The organism is Flavobacterium difficile (assembly GCF_011392115.1).
In the GTDB taxonomy this organism is placed as follows: domain Bacteria; phylum Bacteroidota; class Bacteroidia; order Flavobacteriales; family Flavobacteriaceae; genus Flavobacterium; species Flavobacterium difficile.
Window position 1 is genome coordinate 91,940 of sequence record NZ_JAAJBT010000004.1, and the last position, 17,331, is coordinate 109,270.

General features: G+C 30.1%; 12 protein-coding genes. 5 read left to right on the forward strand and 7 right to left on the reverse strand.

Annotation, left to right across the window (positions count from 1 at the left end; all coding sequences use genetic code 11):
* Window positions 1–16: 16 nt before the first annotated feature.
* Together G4D72_RS08055 and G4D72_RS08060 are read left to right on the forward strand one after the other, a co-directional pair.
* On the forward strand, window positions 17–2,656 hold the full coding sequence (locus tag G4D72_RS08055) for a putative LPS assembly protein LptD (RefSeq protein WP_207784885.1): 2,640 nt from the start codon (window positions 17–19) through the stop codon (window positions 2,654–2,656).
* Window positions 2,657–2,716: 60 nt separating this feature from the next.
* Complete coding sequence (locus tag G4D72_RS08060; RefSeq protein ID WP_166077158.1) at window positions 2,717–3,097, forward strand: RidA family protein; 381 nt, start codon at window positions 2,717–2,719, stop codon at window positions 3,095–3,097.
* Between the two features lie 110 nt (window positions 3,098–3,207).
* Here the strand turns inward: G4D72_RS08060 and G4D72_RS08065 are convergent, their stop codons facing one another.
* The 7 genes from G4D72_RS08065 to G4D72_RS08095 form a co-directional block, all read right to left on the reverse strand.
* Window positions 3,208–3,579 (reverse strand): methylglyoxal synthase, encoded by a 372-nt coding sequence (locus G4D72_RS08065; RefSeq protein WP_166077325.1) that lies wholly within the window; start codon window positions 3,577–3,579, stop codon window positions 3,208–3,210.
* 258 nt (window positions 3,580–3,837) lie between these two features.
* Entirely contained in the window at window positions 3,838–4,989 is a 1,152-nt protein-coding gene (gene nhaA, locus G4D72_RS08070; protein WP_166077159.1) for a Na+/H+ antiporter NhaA, read from the reverse strand.
* Window positions 4,990–5,475: 486 nt separating this feature from the next.
* On the reverse strand, window positions 5,476–6,750 hold the full coding sequence (locus G4D72_RS08075; protein ID WP_235922477.1) for a TIGR00341 family protein: 1,275 nt from the start codon (window positions 6,748–6,750) through the stop codon (window positions 5,476–5,478).
* 100 nt (window positions 6,751–6,850) lie between these two features.
* Entirely contained in the window at window positions 6,851–7,702 is an 852-nt protein-coding gene (locus G4D72_RS08080) for a BadF/BadG/BcrA/BcrD ATPase family protein (RefSeq protein ID WP_166077161.1), read from the reverse strand.
* A gap of 73 nt (window positions 7,703–7,775) precedes the next feature.
* On the reverse strand, window positions 7,776–8,786 hold the full coding sequence (gene gap / locus G4D72_RS08085) for a type I glyceraldehyde-3-phosphate dehydrogenase (protein ID WP_166077162.1): 1,011 nt from the start codon (window positions 8,784–8,786) through the stop codon (window positions 7,776–7,778).
* A gap of 323 nt (window positions 8,787–9,109) precedes the next feature.
* A complete protein-coding gene (gene pfkA / locus G4D72_RS08090) occupies window positions 9,110–10,096 on the reverse strand; it encodes a 6-phosphofructokinase (RefSeq protein ID WP_166077163.1) in 987 nt (328 codons plus the stop codon).
* Window positions 10,097–10,294: 198 nt separating this feature from the next.
* Complete coding sequence (locus tag G4D72_RS08095) at window positions 10,295–14,836, reverse strand: translocation/assembly module TamB domain-containing protein (RefSeq protein ID WP_449528519.1); 4,542 nt, start codon at window positions 14,834–14,836, stop codon at window positions 10,295–10,297.
* Between the two features lie 74 nt (window positions 14,837–14,910).
* On the opposite strand from G4D72_RS08095, the gene tsaD reads away from it, so the two are divergent.
* From tsaD to G4D72_RS08110, 3 genes are read left to right on the forward strand one after another with little or no spacing between them, the layout of a single operon-like run.
* Entirely contained in the window at window positions 14,911–15,945 is a 1,035-nt protein-coding gene (gene tsaD / locus G4D72_RS08100) for a tRNA (adenosine(37)-N6)-threonylcarbamoyltransferase complex transferase subunit TsaD (protein ID WP_166077164.1), read from the forward strand.
* Window positions 15,946–15,949: 4 nt separating this feature from the next.
* Complete coding sequence (locus tag G4D72_RS08105; RefSeq protein ID WP_166077165.1) at window positions 15,950–16,654, forward strand: 16S rRNA (uracil(1498)-N(3))-methyltransferase; 705 nt, start codon at window positions 15,950–15,952, stop codon at window positions 16,652–16,654.
* The gene (locus G4D72_RS08110; protein ID WP_166077166.1) at window positions 16,647–17,288 is read left to right on the forward strand and encodes a DUF4159 domain-containing protein; all 642 of its coding nucleotides are present in this window, start codon (window positions 16,647–16,649) and stop codon (window positions 17,286–17,288) included. Before G4D72_RS08105 ends, G4D72_RS08110 begins: the two co-directional genes overlap by 8 nt.
* The last annotated feature ends 43 nt before the right edge of the window (window positions 17,289–17,331 follow it).

Below are 17,331 nucleotides of genomic sequence, written 5' to 3' on the forward strand. Positions count from 1 at the left end.
AATAGTATTTATAGATTTGAGTACAAAGATTAATCATATCGTTTTTTTATTTTTTTTTCTAATTGCATGTAATTCAGAAATTTACTCTCAAACCACTCGTCCAAATGATAGTGTCCAAGTAAATGTTAATGAATTAGTTGCTACAAAAGCATTAGTTAAAAAAGACACTACTAAAAAACCTTTATTAGAAGGAATTGTAAATCGAAAAGCTAAAGATTACGAAAGATTAGACCAAAGAAAAAAGCGATTAACACTTTATAACAAAGCGGAATTATATTATCAAAATTTCGAATTAAAGTCGGGTGTAATCGTTTTAGATTACGAAAAAAATCTTGTTTACGCCGGAAGATTAAAAGACAGTACAGGAAAGTATACCCAATACCCTTACTTCAAGCAGGGAGAAAATATTATAGAACCAGATTCCATTATTTTCAATACTAAATCAGGTAGAGCCAAAATTTATAATGCTAAAAGTAAACAAGGCGAAATGTTTCTTCGTTCTGAAGTCTCTAAAAGACAAAATGATTCTGTAATATTCTTTAAGAATACACGTTTTACTACATCTACAAATATAGAAAATCCTGAATATTATTTTTGGTCTTCTAAATCAAAATTAGTTCCTGGGAAAAAATTTGTAACCGGTCTGACGCACATGTACATTGCCGATGTGCCAACTCCAATTGGTGTGCCATTTGCTTTTTTTCCTATGACCGATAAAAATACTTCTGGAATTATCATTCCTACACCGGGTCAAAATAACGATCGGGGTTATTTTTTACAAAATGGTGGGTATTATTTTGCTTTAAGTGATTATTACGATTTGGCTATTTTAGGAGATTATTATACCAATGGTAGTTATGCAATTAGAACAGAAACCTCGTATGCTAAAAGATATAAGTTTAACGGAAATGTTCAGATAAGATATGAAAATCAGGTTTTAGGTGAAAAAGGTTTTCCAGGATATTCTAGAACCAATCAATACAACATTCAGTGGTCACATAATCAAGATGCTAAGGCATCTGCTAATTCACGTTTCTCTTCTTCTGTAAATTTTGGAAGTAGTAAATATTTTAGACAATCTTTAAATTTAATTAATGTTGGTTCTAATTTAAATAATACATTAAGTTCTTCAATTAGTTATTCTAAAACGGTTCCAATTGTACCTTTAGTAAATTTTGCTGTTGCTGTTACTCACAATCAAAATACAAATACTGAAGTGGTAAATTTAACGTTGCCGTCTTTCAATGCAAGTGTGGACAGAATTTTTCCGTTTTCAAAACAAGAGGGAATTAAAAGAGGTGTTTTTCAGAACATAAATTTACAATATAGCTTAAAAGGAGAAAACAGAATTGCCACTACAGAAGAATTTCTATTTAAATCGCAAATGTTTGATACTGCCATTGCGGGAATTTCGCATGTAGTGCCATTATCTACAAATTTCAAAATTTTCAAATATTTTAGCGTAACGGCTGGAACTTCTTTTACTGAAAATTGGGTTTTTAATACAAATGAAAAAGTTGTAGACCCAACAAATGATTTTGTATCAAATAAACCAAATGAAACACAAACTATTAGGAAAAACGGTTTTGATGCTTACAGAACTTATAACTTTTCTTCAAGTATCGGTACAACTATTTATGGAACTTATACCTTTAAAGAAACTAGTAAAATTAAAGCCATTCGCCATTTAATGCGTCCAAGTATTTCGTATGGTTATACACCTAGTTTCGACAGATATTATGACCAATATCAAGATAATTTTGGTAATGTTTTTCAATATTCAAGATTTGAAAATACACTTTTTGGCGCACCTAGTTTAGGAATTTCTAATTCTATTGGTTTTGGTTTGGCTAATACGCTTGAAGCAAAAGTGGCAGATAAAAACAGTAAAAAAGGAGATACAAAAAAAATATCTTTATTAAACCAATTTAACTTCTCAACTGCTTATAATTTTGCTGCAGAAGAATTCAAATTGGCTCCAATTAATTTTATTGGTGGAACTACTTTATTAGACAATAAACTAGCAGTAAATTTTGGTGCACAATTCGATTTGTACGATTTAGATGTGAATAACCAAAGGATTAATGAATTTAGTATCAATAATGGTAATGGTTTAGCCAGAATGACTACTTCTAACATTACTTTAAACTATTCTTTAACAAGTAATGATTTTAGTGGTGAAAAAAAATCAAACCAAACGGTTCAAAACGGAGGAAGAAGTGACGATTTATTTGGTTCTGCAACTGACCTTGGAAATCAAGAAGAAAGCTTATTTAAAAAAGATGGTGCTAAAAATTCACAATCAGAATTGTTTAATTACAAATTTCCTTGGGATTTACAAATAGCGTATTCATTGACTTTTAATAATAACGAAAACCAAAAACAAGTGGCAACAAACTCATTAATGTTGTCAGGTAATATTGATTTGGCAGTGAAATGGAAAATGGGAGTTTCATCTGGTTACGATTTCACACAAAAAGGAATCACATTTACACAATTACGTTTTGAACGTGATTTAGAGAGTTGGAGAATGAGTTTTAGTATCGTACCAATTGGAGTGTATTCATATTGGAATTTCTTTATCGGAATTAAATCATCTGTATTGAGTGACATCAAATGGGATAAACGTAGATTACCTGATCCAAGATTGAGATAATTAAAAAAGCAAATGAAATAGTATCTTTAGAACTATATATCACACTTTAATTTTAAAAAAATGAAAAAAATAATATTTACTGAAAAAGCACCTGCTCCTATTGGTCCTTACAATCAGGCCGTGTTAGTAGGAAACACTTTATATACATCTGGACAAATTGCTATCAATCCCGTTACAAACGAATTGGTTTTAGATACTATTGAAGAGGAAACGAAAGTAGTAATGGAAAACTTAAAAGCAGTTTTAGAAGCAGCAGAAATGACCTTTGAAAATGTAATAAAAGTTTCAATTTTTATTAGTGACATGGGTAATTTTGCAAAAATTAACGCTGTTTATGGTTCTTACTTTAACGAAGCTACAGCTCCAGCAAGAGAAACGGTTCAGGTAGCTTGTTTACCAAAAAATGTAAATGTAGAAATCTCTGCTATAGCCATTAAATAATATCATTAAGAATAAAAAATCCTCAATCTTAAAAGTATTGAGGATTTTTTTTGATTTTAAAAAACTTTAATTTGAATTTATATAGTAGTTATAAAGAACTTTAGTTGGCACTACTCTATCAACAATGCGTTTAATAGCATTTGTGCTGTAGCTTCATTTGTAGCTAAGGGAACATTATGTACATCGCAAATTCGAATTAACATATTGATATCTGGTTCGTGTGCATGGCTACTATTCGGATCTTTAAAAAACAGTACCATTTTAGTTTTTCCTTCAGCAACTCTTGCAGCAATTTGTGCATCACCACCTAATGGGCCACTTAGCATTTTCTTCACTCGAATACCCGTTGCTTCTACTTTTCCGCCAGTTGTTCCAGTAGCAATAATTTTGATATTTTCTTTTAGTAAAATGTCACGGTTTTTGTTTAAAAACTGAACCATATCAGCTTTTTTTCCATCATGTGCTATTACAGCGATTTCCATTTTTTTATCCATCTTCTTCTGTTTTCTGCCACGAATTAATTGATTTTATTTTAATCGTCCCTAGGGTTCTTGAAAATTAAAATTGAATTTAACTCGTTGGGTGTAATTATCAAATTAAGTTATTTTATTCTTTTGCCACGAATTCTCAAATATCTAAAAAAGAAACATAAAAATTAACTCATTTTTGATGATCCCGAATCATCGGGACGAATAAAATCGAAAAGTTAATCCGAAAAATTCGAAAATTTGTGGCTAATTTCATTCTTCAATATGTGAATCTTTCAAAGTGGCTTTCAAAAATACAAATCCTATAACTCCAGCCATCAATGATGAAAGTAGAATAATAAATTTAGCATTATTTATGATTGTTTCATTATCAAAAGCTAGTAAAGTTATAAAAATAGACATGGTAAAACCAATTCCTCCTAAAAAACCTACACCTAAAACCGATTTCCAATTTAAATCACTTGGTAATTTACACCAACCAACTTTTACAGCAATAAAAGTAATTAAAAAGATGCCTAATGGTTTACCTATAATTAATCCGAAGGCAATTCCTAGACTATAGTTTTGCGTTAAAATTTCTGAAACATTTCCACTCATTACTATAGCTGTATTCGCCAAAGCAAAAATGGGAAGTATGATAAATGCAACAGGTTTGTGCAAAAAATGCTGCAAAATGTAAGAAGTTGATTTGTCGCCTCCATTACCAAATGGAATGGCAAAAGCTAATAAAACTCCAGTTATTGTGGCGTGTACACCAGAATTCAGCATGAAATACCACATAATTACTCCACCGATTAAATAAGGAATCAAATTTTTAACTTTAAAATATTTTCCTAAAACATACAAAAAGACAAAGATGCCAAGCGCGATAAACAAGTTGGTCCAAAGTAACGTTTTGGTATAAAAAATTGCAATAATTAAAATTGCTCCTAAATCGTCAATTACGGCTAAAGCGGTTAAAAATATTTTTAAGGATGTGGGAACTTTATTGCCTAATAACGATAAAATTCCTAACGCAAAAGCAATATCAGTTGCCATTGGAATTCCAGCACCAGATTGCGTGGCAGTTCCATAATTGAAAAATAAGAAAATTGCAGCTGGTACAAACATTCCACCTAAAGCGGCAAAAATTGGTAACAATGCATCTTTAACGTTAGACAATTCACCTTGATAAATTTCTCTTTCTAATTCTAAACCAATTAATAAAAAGAAAATGGTCATCAAACCATCATTTATCCAATATTCGATACTTTGACCTGAAAATTCAGTTAGCCAAAAATGATGATAACTTTCTCCTAATGTAGAATTTGCAATAGTTAATGAAAGTAAAGTGCAAAGAATTAATACTAATCCACCCAGTTTTTCACTTTCAAAAAAGTCTTTAAATAGTTTAGTAATTTTCATTTTTTATTTTTTTAAATGTATCGTATTTATATTCTAAAAAGGTACTTGAAAATAAGCAAGTAAAATCATTCAATGTGTTGAAATACTTTAGCTATAACGCATCATTTTATAAATGAATGCAATCTTGATTGAAACAACTAAATGTATTGTTATCTTCAAATATCAGTGAATAGTTTCTCCGTTTAAAGTTTCAAGGGTACAACATTTTACTATGATATCTTTAAACAATTCAATTCAAATTGGAAAAAGAGCAAAATTAAAACTTGATTCAATAAATAACAGATTCGTACTGGTACTGTTTTAGTTGCAAAAAACAGCATCGAAAAAATCAATAATTTGTTATGGAAAATTTCTTAGTGTAATGGAAAAAATATTCAGATTGACTTTGATAAAAAACTTTTTGAATTCCATTTTGAATGACAAAGTTAAGCATTTCAGAGAAATTTTCAAAATCAATATCTAGATATTAAAATTAGCAAACATGTATTATTCATTAATTATAAACGCCATTGATTTTTTATTGTAGGCTATTTTTATCCAATCCTGAAATTTTTTAATATCAAATGATTTTGAATTATTCTCTTTTAATTTAATTATACAAAGAGTTACTGGTTCTAATTTTTCTGAAGTATGACGCTCTCCTGCTGTCATAATAAAAGATGTAATCTCTGGAAATAAGATTTTAATTTCTTGAAACACAATTTTATTTTTCTTTTTGAAGTTTTCCTCTTCTGAGATTTTATTTTGGTATTCCTCCAAAACTCTGCTTTTCGAATTGATTGTGTTTTTATCTATCACATTGGAAACTGAAAATCCCTCTTTTATAATCAATTTGGCGGATTCTAAATTATATGCTTTTAAATTATCTTTTAATGTTTTGATTTCTAATGAATCAACTTTTTTCCCACCAATTACTAATTCAATTATTTGATCTTTATAATTAGTTTTTTTTGTAATGAGAAAGTTGTCAGTATAGTTGAGTTGCTCGGTAATAAATTTATTCGCTTGACTTTTGAATTTAATTTCTTTGATAAATTCATACCCAAAATAAATACTTGGTAATAAGGTTAAAATAACTATTAATCCAATCCAATTGTGCACCTTTTTCTTAGTTTTTAAATCAATAATTTCTTTATTGGGAAAACTTAAAAAACGAACAGTAACAAAGGTTGATAAAGCTATAAAAACAGTATTAATTAGAAACAAATACAAAGCGCCTGAAAAAAACTGCCAATTTCCACTTGCTAATCCGTATCCAGCAGTACATAATGGTGGCATTAAAGCAGTTGCAATGGCTACACCCGGAATCACATTACCTTTTAATTTACTTGAAGTAGCTAAAATTCCTGAAAGTCCACCAAAAAAAGCTATTAATACATCATAAATATTTGGTGTGGTTCTGGCTAAAATTTCTGAATGGGCTTCATTTAAAGGAGAAAGATAAAAGTAGAATGTTGAAGTAAACAAACTAACTCCAACTGCAAAAAGAAAATTTTTGGCAGATTTTTTTAACAATGCTAAATCATTAATACCCATGGCTAAACCGATTCCCATGATAGGACCCATTAATGGAGAAACCAACATTGCACCGATAATTACAGCGGTTGAATTAACATTTAATCCTAATGAAGCAATAAAGATTGCAAAGATTAAAATCCATAAATTCGTTCCTTTGAAAACAACACCCTGTTCTATTGTTTCAATTACTGTAGTGAAATCCTCTTTTTCGTGTTTTAAACTAAATCTCTTTAAAAACTCCATATTCATTATTTAATAATTTTCAAATTACGAATAAATACTAAAGATTTCAAATAAATGGTAAGAAAAAACCCTATTAATAAAAGTAATAGGGTTTCAAATTTTAGTTATTGGCAACATGAAATTCAATTAAACCATCAATTGGTCTTCTTAACACATTCCCGATTTTTATTTCATATTCTTTTAAAATTGCTTCTAATTCATCTTTTAAATAAAATGCAATGGAGCCAATAAAATGAACTGGAACTTCTTTATAATTTTCAAATTGCATGATATAATTTTCAACAAAAGCTACCATTTCTTCACGAATAAATCCTTGACAAATAGCTTCGCTTTTATTTTTAATTAAAAACTCTGCAAATGTGGCTAAATAAGCGTTTGGATTGGGTTGTTTATAAAAATTATGTTTAATTACATCTGCATCTAAATCGAATTCTTTTTCGAATTTTTCTGCTAAATGTTTAGGCATTTTATTGAAATAATACGCTCTAATTAAATGGCGACCAAAACGGTTTCCACTACAATCGTCCATGGCAATATAACCGAGTGATTGCACTTTTTGGTGCAACACATTTCCATCAAAATAACTACAATTTGAGCCAGTTCCTAAGATACATACAATTGCTTTTTCATTTTTCGGAGTCGTGGCAAATACAGCGGCATAAGTATCTTCATATACTGAAACTTTTGCATTTGAAAAGTATTCTTGAAAAACTTCAGTTAAAAAGTTTTTCATTCTATCAGTTCCACAGCCTGCGCCATAAAAATATAAAAAATCTGCTTTTTCTTTGTTGTGAGAAATATCAAATTTATCTTCTAAACGAGCAATAATTTCTTCTTTAGTTAAAACTTCAGGGTTTAAACCTAAAGATTGGGTAGTAAATAAAACTTTCCCGTTGGTATCAATGGCAATCCAGTCGGCTTTTGTGGAACCGCTATCTACAAGTAATTTCATTTTAGTTTGGTTAGTGATTGGTAAAAATAAAAAAAGTGATTCGTTAATAAAAACAAATCACTTCATTATAAAATTATTTTACAGCGTGAATGTATACTGCTAAATCAATTAATTTACTTGAATACCCATATTCATTATCGTACCAAGAAACAATTTTAAAGAATGTCGAATTTAATCCAATTCCTGCATTTGCATCTACAATAGAAGTTCTTGTATCAGATACAAAATCTTGAGAAACAACTAAATCTTCAGTATAACCTAAGATACCTTTCATAGACGTTTCAGAAGCATTTTTTAAAACTTTCATGATGTCATCATAAGTAGTTTCTTTTGCTAATTTCACTGTTAAATCAACTACAGAAACATCAATAGTTGGAACACGCATAGACATTCCAGTTAATTTTCCATTTAATTCTGGAATAACTTGTCCGACAGCTTTTGCAGCACCTGTTGAGGATGGAATGATATTTACTGAAGCGGCACGACCACCTCTCCAATCTTTTCTTGAAGGACCATCAGCAACCATTTGAGTGGAAGTTGAAGCGTGAACCGTTGTCATTAAACCTTCTACAATTCCGAAATTATCGTGAATTACTTTTGCTAGAGGCGCTAAACAGTTTGTAGTACATGATGCATTGGAAACTACAGTATCAGCAGCAGTAACATTTTCATGATTTACACCCATTACAAACATTGGAGCATCTGCTGAAGGTGCAGAAATAATAACTTTTTTAGCACCACCAGTTATGTGCGCGCTTGCTGTTTCTTTTGTTGTGAAAAAACCAGTACATTCAGCTACAACATCTACATCTACTGAAGCATCATCCCATTTAATTTGGGTTGGATCTTTTTCTGCAGTAACACGAATATATTTATCGTTAACATATAATTTACCATCTTTAACTTCAACTTTTCCTGCAAAACGGCCATGAACAGAATCATATTTTAACAAATACGCTAAATGTTCTACATCTAATAAATCGTTTATAGCTACAACTTCTACATTATCTCTGTTGTAAGTTTCTCTGAAAACAATTCTACCAATTCTTCCGAATCCGTTTATTCCTAATTTTACTATTGACATATGATTTAAATATTTGATTCCGATGGAATCGTTTTGTTATTTGAATTATTTATAAATATTTGATTTTTACTATAATCATTTAATCTCTCAAGAATCATGACTGTAAAGTTGTAAAAAAGTTTCTTTTTACTCTCTACTCCCTACTTTCTACTTTCTACTTTCTACTTTTTACTTGGCTCTTTCTACTTGTCTCTTTCTACTTTTTCCTTGGCTCTTTTTCCTTGGCTCTTTTTCCTTTTTACTTTGCTCTTTTTACTTGGCTCTTTTTACTTGGCTCTTTTTCCTTTGCTCTTTTTCCTTGTCTCTTTCTACTCGGCTCTCATCTAAGAAGAAACAATATCCGAAACTTTTACAAGTTCTAAATCAATTTCACTTTGTCCTTTGATGGCTTGCTCTAAAGGTGTTAGTGTAATTTTATCATATTGCAAACCGACCATATAATTAGATTTTCCTTCCAGTAAACTTTCTACTGCTTTAACACCCAATCTAGATGCTAAAACCCTGTCAAAACAAGATGGAGCACCACCACGTTGCATGTGACCTAATACCGAAACTCGAACATCATATTCTGGCATGTTTTCTTCTACATAATCTTTAAGTTCGAAAACATTTTTACCGATTTTATCTCCTTCAGAAACAACTACAATACTTGAAGTTTTTCCAGATTCTTTACTTTTCTTTAAAGAATCTACTAATCTGTCTAAACCAAATGCTTCTTCTGGAATTAAAATTTCTTCTGCTCCTGCTCCAATTCCCGCGTTTAATGCGATATGACCTGCATCTCTACCCATTACTTCAACAAAGAACAATCGGTTGTGAGAATTGGCAGTATCTCTAATTTTATCAATAGCTTCAACAACTGTATTTAAAGCAGTATCGTAACCTAAAGTGTGACTTGTTCCAAAAATATCGTTATCAATAGTTCCTGGAATTCCTATTACAGAAAAACCGAATTCTTCATTAAAGATTTCTGCTCCTGTAAAAGAACCATCACCTCCAATAACCACTAATGAATCTACACCACTGGCTTTTAGATTGTCATGAGCAATTTTTCTACCTTCTGGCGTCATAAATTCTTTAGAACGAGCTGTTTTTAATATTGTTCCACCTTTATTAATAATGTTTTTTACATCACGTGGTCCCATAGCTTTAAAATCGCCTTCAATCATACCTTGATATCCGCGATAAATACCCACACATTCCACGTTATAGTAGGCACAAGCACGAACAACTGCTCTGATGGCGGCATTCATTCCTGGAGAATCTCCTCCTGAAGTTAAAACTCCTATTTTTTTAATTGTTGTAGACATATTCAATTATATTATTTGTAAAATTAGCAAAGGAAATTACATATTATGCTAAAAAAAGACTTATTTTTTACCATAATATTACTTTCAAACGATTTCGTTAATAAATTTCTATATAATAAAGGAAATCTGTAAACGTATTCTTAATGTGAATTGATGCAATTTGAAATTTGAAAGAGATATTTAATGAATGCTAAAGGATTAGTTTAAATCATTAATATCTGGCACTCTATTTTTGGGATCTGCTTTTTTCTCTTCTTTGATTTGTCTTTTTCTTGTTTCTTCAATGAAGTTAATAAATTCTGGATTGGTTTCAGAATCGTCTGATTCGTCGATAGGATTGTCCGAATTATTTTTATTTTTTTGCGATTGAAACAACTTATGAAGTAATTCTTTAAAATCATCAAAATCTACACTATAAGACAAACCAATTCCTTGTGTATAACCAACATTTTGACCTATTGTATTCGAATTTAAGTCGTTTTCCTTATTAAAAACTTGAGCGGTTAATGTTCCATCTGCATTTAATCGCATCTCTACTTCTACATTTCCAACTACATACGATTGATTGATGCCACCAACAGGAACACCAACATTTCCATTTATAGATATTCTATCATTAATTTGAGTGGTTAAGGTAACTAAAGCTCTGTCAGAGATTTCTTGTCTCGGATTACCTATTTCGTAATTGACACCCAATTTTAATCTGTTTTCACCATCTGAGAGTACTTCCCCAAAAATACTACTAGCCTTTTCAAATAAGGAACCAAAAAAATTGGTGTCTTTATCAGCAAAAAAACCTCCAGTTGCTAACAAAGCAAAAGATTGTTGTTGTCTAAAATCTTTATCTTGGAGTCTATAATCTAAATCACTTTTTAAAACAGAATTTACATTAGGAAAATTGATATTAAAATCAGATTGTGGCGCATTTAATTCTCCTGAGATTAAAATACTAACTTCTGTTGGAATTTTTTTATTAAAACTAGAATTTTCTAATAACACATTAGGATTAGCTGTAATATTTGTTGTAACAGCTTCTAAATTTAGTTTAGCACCAAGCGGATCTCCTTCCCAACTAATAGTACCTCCTTTTTTTACTATAAATTTCTTGTCAATTATACTTCCATATCTGAATAAGTATTCGCCTTTATACACAATAAAATCGCCTGTCATTTGAAATTTACCAAGCGTATTTATGTTCATGTTCATTGAACCGTTTCCAGTTCCTTTCATGGAATGGCCTGTATCTCTATTTAATATAACTTCAATTTCAGTATTTGGAGTAATAGCGAAATTAAAATTTAAATCAATTCCTTGATAGGTTTTTGTGGGTTTGTTATTTACATTGTTAATTCCATATTTTTCTTCTCTAGTTGTAAAATGAACCACGCCATTATCACTCACACTTTCAGAATCGTTAACAGGTATTTTAATTGATGTTCCTTTAGCACTTTCTCCTTCAGCATTGATCACTAAGGCTTCAATTGCTCCTTCAATGGTAGCATAACCGTCAAAATATGCAGTTCCGTAGTAATAAGCATCATCCGAATCTTTGGTATCCAAAACCAATAACCTATCTGAAGCAATTTTTAAATCCATTTCCCAATCGGCAAATTTATCATGAGAAATGGTTCCGCTTAAAATTCCTTTTGTTTTTTCATTAACATCTTGAATTTCAATATCTCTAAATATAAATTTTTCTTCCGTTAAGTCAATAATTGAATTTTTATCAAAATCGTAATCTACATTTAAATATGGGACTTTCATTCCCGCATCAGACAAATACAAAACACCGTCAACTTCAGGATTATCTAAAGAGCCAACAATATGTGCTTGACCTTTTACAAAACCTCTAACATTCTCTAAAATGCCAGTTAAAAATCCACCAATTGGTTTAATATTAAAATTTTCAAATCCTGCATCAAGGTTTAAAATTGTTTTATTATTGATAATTTCTACAATTCCAGTGGTGAAAAAAGTTTCTTCATTATCGTGTAAGATAGCAGCATCAACATTAAATTTCTTAAAACTTTCATCTCCAGAAACGTCTAATTTTAAATCGCCAACATCTATATCATTCACAACTAAACTATCAACTGTTAAATTAGTAGAAGGCTCGTAAATTAAATTGTCTTGTTTGTATTTTAAATCTCCATTTAGTTTGCCACCGAGTGTTAAGTTTTTAATATCTGGTGTAACTTTAGAAATATCGACATCATTGAAAGTAAAATTAAAATCTTTAAATGTGTTGCCGTTCATGACTCCATTAAAATCAATAAACTGATCATTATGAGATAATTTTAATTGATTGAAGGTAAAATTTTTAAATCCTTTATCAAAAACCACAGTATTTCCATTTGTTTCTTTTTCATTGATATACCATTGATAATTTTTAAAAGTAATATCCGATTTTTTGAAACCAACCACAGATTGTTTGTTTTTGTCAATGGTATGGAATAAGTTTAAATCAAATTTATCTTCACCTTTTGCGCCACCTTTAAATTCAGTTCTGGCAAACAAAGTATCGTTTAACGTTAAATTAATTAAACTAAATTCTGAAATTTTATAATTTTTAGTATTTAAACTGTCTAGTTCTATGTAGGCGTTGTATAATGGATTTTTATTGTCGATGTCTATTTTTATTCCATTAAATTTATTTTCGTAAGCATTTACAAAAGGCGATTTAAAATCGAATTGAAACAAACCTGCATCTGCATTAATTTTACCTTTAACTCTTGTATTTTCTGAGATGGTAACATCTGGATAAAATACCTCCAGAATTTTATTATAAATGGTAAAATCAAAATCTAAAAATTGATTTTTGGATAATTTATGTGGTGAGTAATTCGCATACAAACTACCTACAGCATTCTCTAAAATTTTTCTGATTTGTTTAGTTTGATATTTTCCAACTACTTGGCCATCTATCATATCAGATGAATTCAAAGTAATGGTTCTAACATTCTGATTATCAAAAGAAGAAGTTACAAAAGCATTGTCAAAATAGTAATCTGATTTTTGATTCGAATAAGAAATGTTTTCTAAATTTACAATACCAGCTAAATCTTCCAAAGAATTTCCTTTGGCTTTCATTTGAATAGTTCCAGATAAAATTGATTTAGAATCTTTCGTATATAAATTGGTTTTTTTTAGGTTTGCGTAGGCGATATTAGCTTTGAAATCGTATTCTTTTTTCCTTTGACTTAAATCCACTAAGCCATCAAAAGTCATTTTTAAATTAGGATCATTACTGTCTAATAAACCTTTAAAATAAGGCATCTTAAACGTTCCATTTACATCAATATTTCTGTAAGTGTAGCCATTATATTTAAATTGACCTACATTTCCTCTTGCTTTTGTATTCAAATATTTCTTAGAAAATCCAGTTCCGTCAATATCTAAAACAACAGAAGTTCTCCCTAGATCTTTTTCATCTAAAAAAGCCCCTAAATCAAAGTTATCTAATTGGAAATTTCCTTTATATGATGCTTTTTCAATAGTATCGATTTTATCCATTTTAAAATCTCCTATCACATGACCTAATTTAGAAAACAAATCTACATCTGCAATAATCCATTTTTGAGTTAATTCTACATCTCCTTTCAAATCAACTCGACCTAATTTTTGCAATTGTTTCGGTAAATTTTTGCCTAACAAATTTGGTAAAACTTTGCTTACACTAGCCTGACTAGTAGTTAGTCTGTCAAAACTTCCTTTTAAATAAAATTTCTGATCTCCTTTTCCAAAAAGGTTTTTCAATTGAAGATTACCAACAACTTCATTATCATTTAAATCGTTAAACTTTAAATTATCGAATTTTAAATCGTTTAAAGTTCCAATAATATGTGAATCAATATAAAATTTCTGATCTTTCCCGAATTCTGGATAAAAGTAATTTAAATCATTACTAGATATTTTCCCTTCTTTAATATCTAAATCGAAAATTACTTTATTATTGAAATCTTTGAAGTCCTTTCTGTTGTAACGCAATTCCGTTTTACCTTTAAAAGAAGAATTTTCTGTTTCTAAAATTAATTCATTTAATAAAATATTCTTTTTGGTGTATGTAAAATCCGAAGTTAGATTTTTCATTACTAAACCTCTATGGTCCTTAAACGACAATTTATACACATAGGAAGAAACGTTCGCTCCTTTTACAAAAAAATCATCTAATTGTCCATTAAGATTCGTAAAATCCAGAACTCGAGGTGTTTTTAAATTATCATCAATATATCTGAAACGACTGTTTTTCAAAGAAATCGAATTGATTTTCAGTCTAAATTTACCAGATGATGGCTTTCCGGATTTATCATCAAAAGCAGCTACAAAAACATCTAAATTAGTATCTTTTTCGCCTTTATATTGCTTGATTTTAAAGTTTAAACCATCCGCAAGTAAATCTCCAAAATAAGGATGCCCCTTTTCATATAATTTTTTATAACTTAAAATAGAAGTATGGATTCTAATAAAATGTGCTAAAGTATCTTGATGATGGTCTCTCACCAAAACACCTTTCAATTTAACACCTCCAAACGGATTAACGGCTACTTTTTCAACGGTAATGTCTACACCATACTCTTTCTTAAGTTCATCAGTAGCATAGGTACCAAGTTTGGTTTGAACAACGGGTAAGGCCAATAGTATGGCTACTATAAGCAACAAAAGTAATATCCCAATTAGGGAACGAACAAATATTTTTTTTACCGACTTGATATAATTTTTATTTAATTTTGAAAAACAAATCTATTTTTATTTGCTTATAGCAACAAAAATAAGCAATTTTGTAAGACATTTACAATAGTTTTATACCAAATTTCATGCCTAGTATTACAAATAACAAAAATATTTACACTTTAGCCATAGAAAGCTCGTGTGACGACACATCAGCTGCTGTTTTATGTAATGATAAAGTGTTGTCAAATATAGTTGCTGGTCAAAAAGTTCATGAAGAATATGGTGGTGTGGTTCCAGAATTGGCCTCTCGTGCACATCAGCAAAATATCGTTCCTGTTGTTGAAATGGCTATCAAAAAAGCAGGAATTTCAAAAGCAGATTTAAATTGTATTGCTTTTACACAAGGCCCTGGATTAATGGGTTCTTTGTTAGTTGGTGGAAGTTTTGCTAAATCTTTAAGTTTGGGTTTAAATATTCCACTACTTGCTATCAATCATATGAAAGCCCATGTATTGGCGCATTTTATTGAGGAAGAAGGGTATGAAAAACCAACATTTCCATTCATTGCTTTAACCATTTCTGGAGGACATACTCAAATTATAAAGGTTTCCAGTTTTTTCGATCTAGAAATTATTGGTGAAACTACAGATGATGCCGTTGGTGAAGCCTTTGATAAAAGCGCAAAAATATTAGGACTTCCCTATCCAGGCGGACCATTAATTGATAAATATGCTCAATTAGGTAATCCGAAAGCGTTTCCGTTTACTAAACCGAAAGTGGACGGTTTAAATTTTAGTTTTAGTGGATTAAAAACACAAATTTTATATTTCATACAGAAAAAAGTTGCTGAAAATGAGAATTTCATAGCTGAAAATATCAATGATATATGTGCCTCAATTCAGCACACTATCATAGAAATTTTAATGGATAAATTAAAGTTGACTGTAGCCGAAACTGGTATTACTCAAATCACAATTGGTGGTGGGGTTTCTGCTAATTCTGGCATCAGAAAAACCTTAAAAGAAGCCGAAACCAAATACGGATGGAAAACTTATATTCCAAAATTTGAGTACACAACAGACAATGCTGCAATGATCGGAATTGTAGGTTACTATAACTTTTTAGAAGAAAATTTCAGCACATCTGATGTGGTTTCTAAAGCAAGAATTGAATTTTAAAATTATGCAATTATTCTATAATTCTGATATAAAATCTGGTGATAAAACGTTTACTTTTGACAAAGAAGAAAGTAAACATATTATTAAAGTGTTACGCAAGAAAGAAGGTCATAAGATTCATATTACTAATGGATTAGGATTTTTATTTGTTTCTGAAATAATTTTAGGATTAGAAAAAAAATGTGAAGTAAAAATCATTGAAGAACAATTTTTTAAACCGTCAACTTTTTACACGCACATTGCAGTGGCTCCAACTAAAATGCACGACAGAATGGAATGGTTTTTAGAAAAAGCTACAGAAATTGGAATTCATGAAATTACTCCAATCATTTGCGACCATTCTGAACGAAAAATATATAAAATAGACCGAGCAGAGAAAATCATACAATCAGCAACTAAACAATCGAATCAATATTATTTGCCTAAAATTAATGAAGCCATAAGTTTCTCAGAATTCATCAAAAAAAATCACGAAGGGCAAAAATTCGTTGCACATTGCGAAGAAACTGATAAAAAGTCATTCGCCAAAGAAATAGAAAAAAACCAACCCGTAATCATATTAATTGGACCTGAAGGCGATTTTTCAACAAAAGAAATTAATTTAGCTTTAGAAAATAATTTTATTCCCGTAACTTTGGGAAATACTAGATTAAGAACGGAAACTGCTGCATTAGTAGCTTGTCATACAATCGTACTAAAAAATGAATAAATTTATAGCTTTTGGAATTGTATTAATTTGGAACTTGGGATTTTCTCAAGAAATTGCTGTTTTAAAATATTCTGGCGGTGGCGACTGGTATGCCAATCCGACTTCTTTACCTAATTTGGTGAAGTTTTGCAATCAGAATATCAATACAAAATTAAATACTAAGGTTAATTCTGTAGATGTAGGTAGCGCCGAATTGTTCTTATATCCGTTCATTCATATGACAGGTCACGGAAATGTTGTTTTTAGTAATAATGATGTTCAAAATCTTAGAAATTACTTAAATTCTGGTGGATTCTTACACATTGATGATAATTATGGAATGGATGAATATGTTAGAAAAGAAATTAAAAAATTATATCCAGATAACCCACTTATAGAAATTCCAAAAACACATCCTATTTTTCAAGCTCCGTATTCTTTTCCTAACGGATTACCTAAAATCCATGAACACGATAACAAACAACCCATGGCTTATGGAATTTTTATCGAAAACAGATTGGCACTTTTGTATACATTTGAATGTGATTTAGGTGACGGTTGGGAAAGCCAAGAAGTACACAACGATCCAGCAATTGTTAGAGAAAAAGCCTTAAAAATGGGTGCGAACATCTTAAACTATGTGTTTTCTAATTAATTAAACGTCATTTTCACAATCTTTTCAACAAATTTCTCAATAA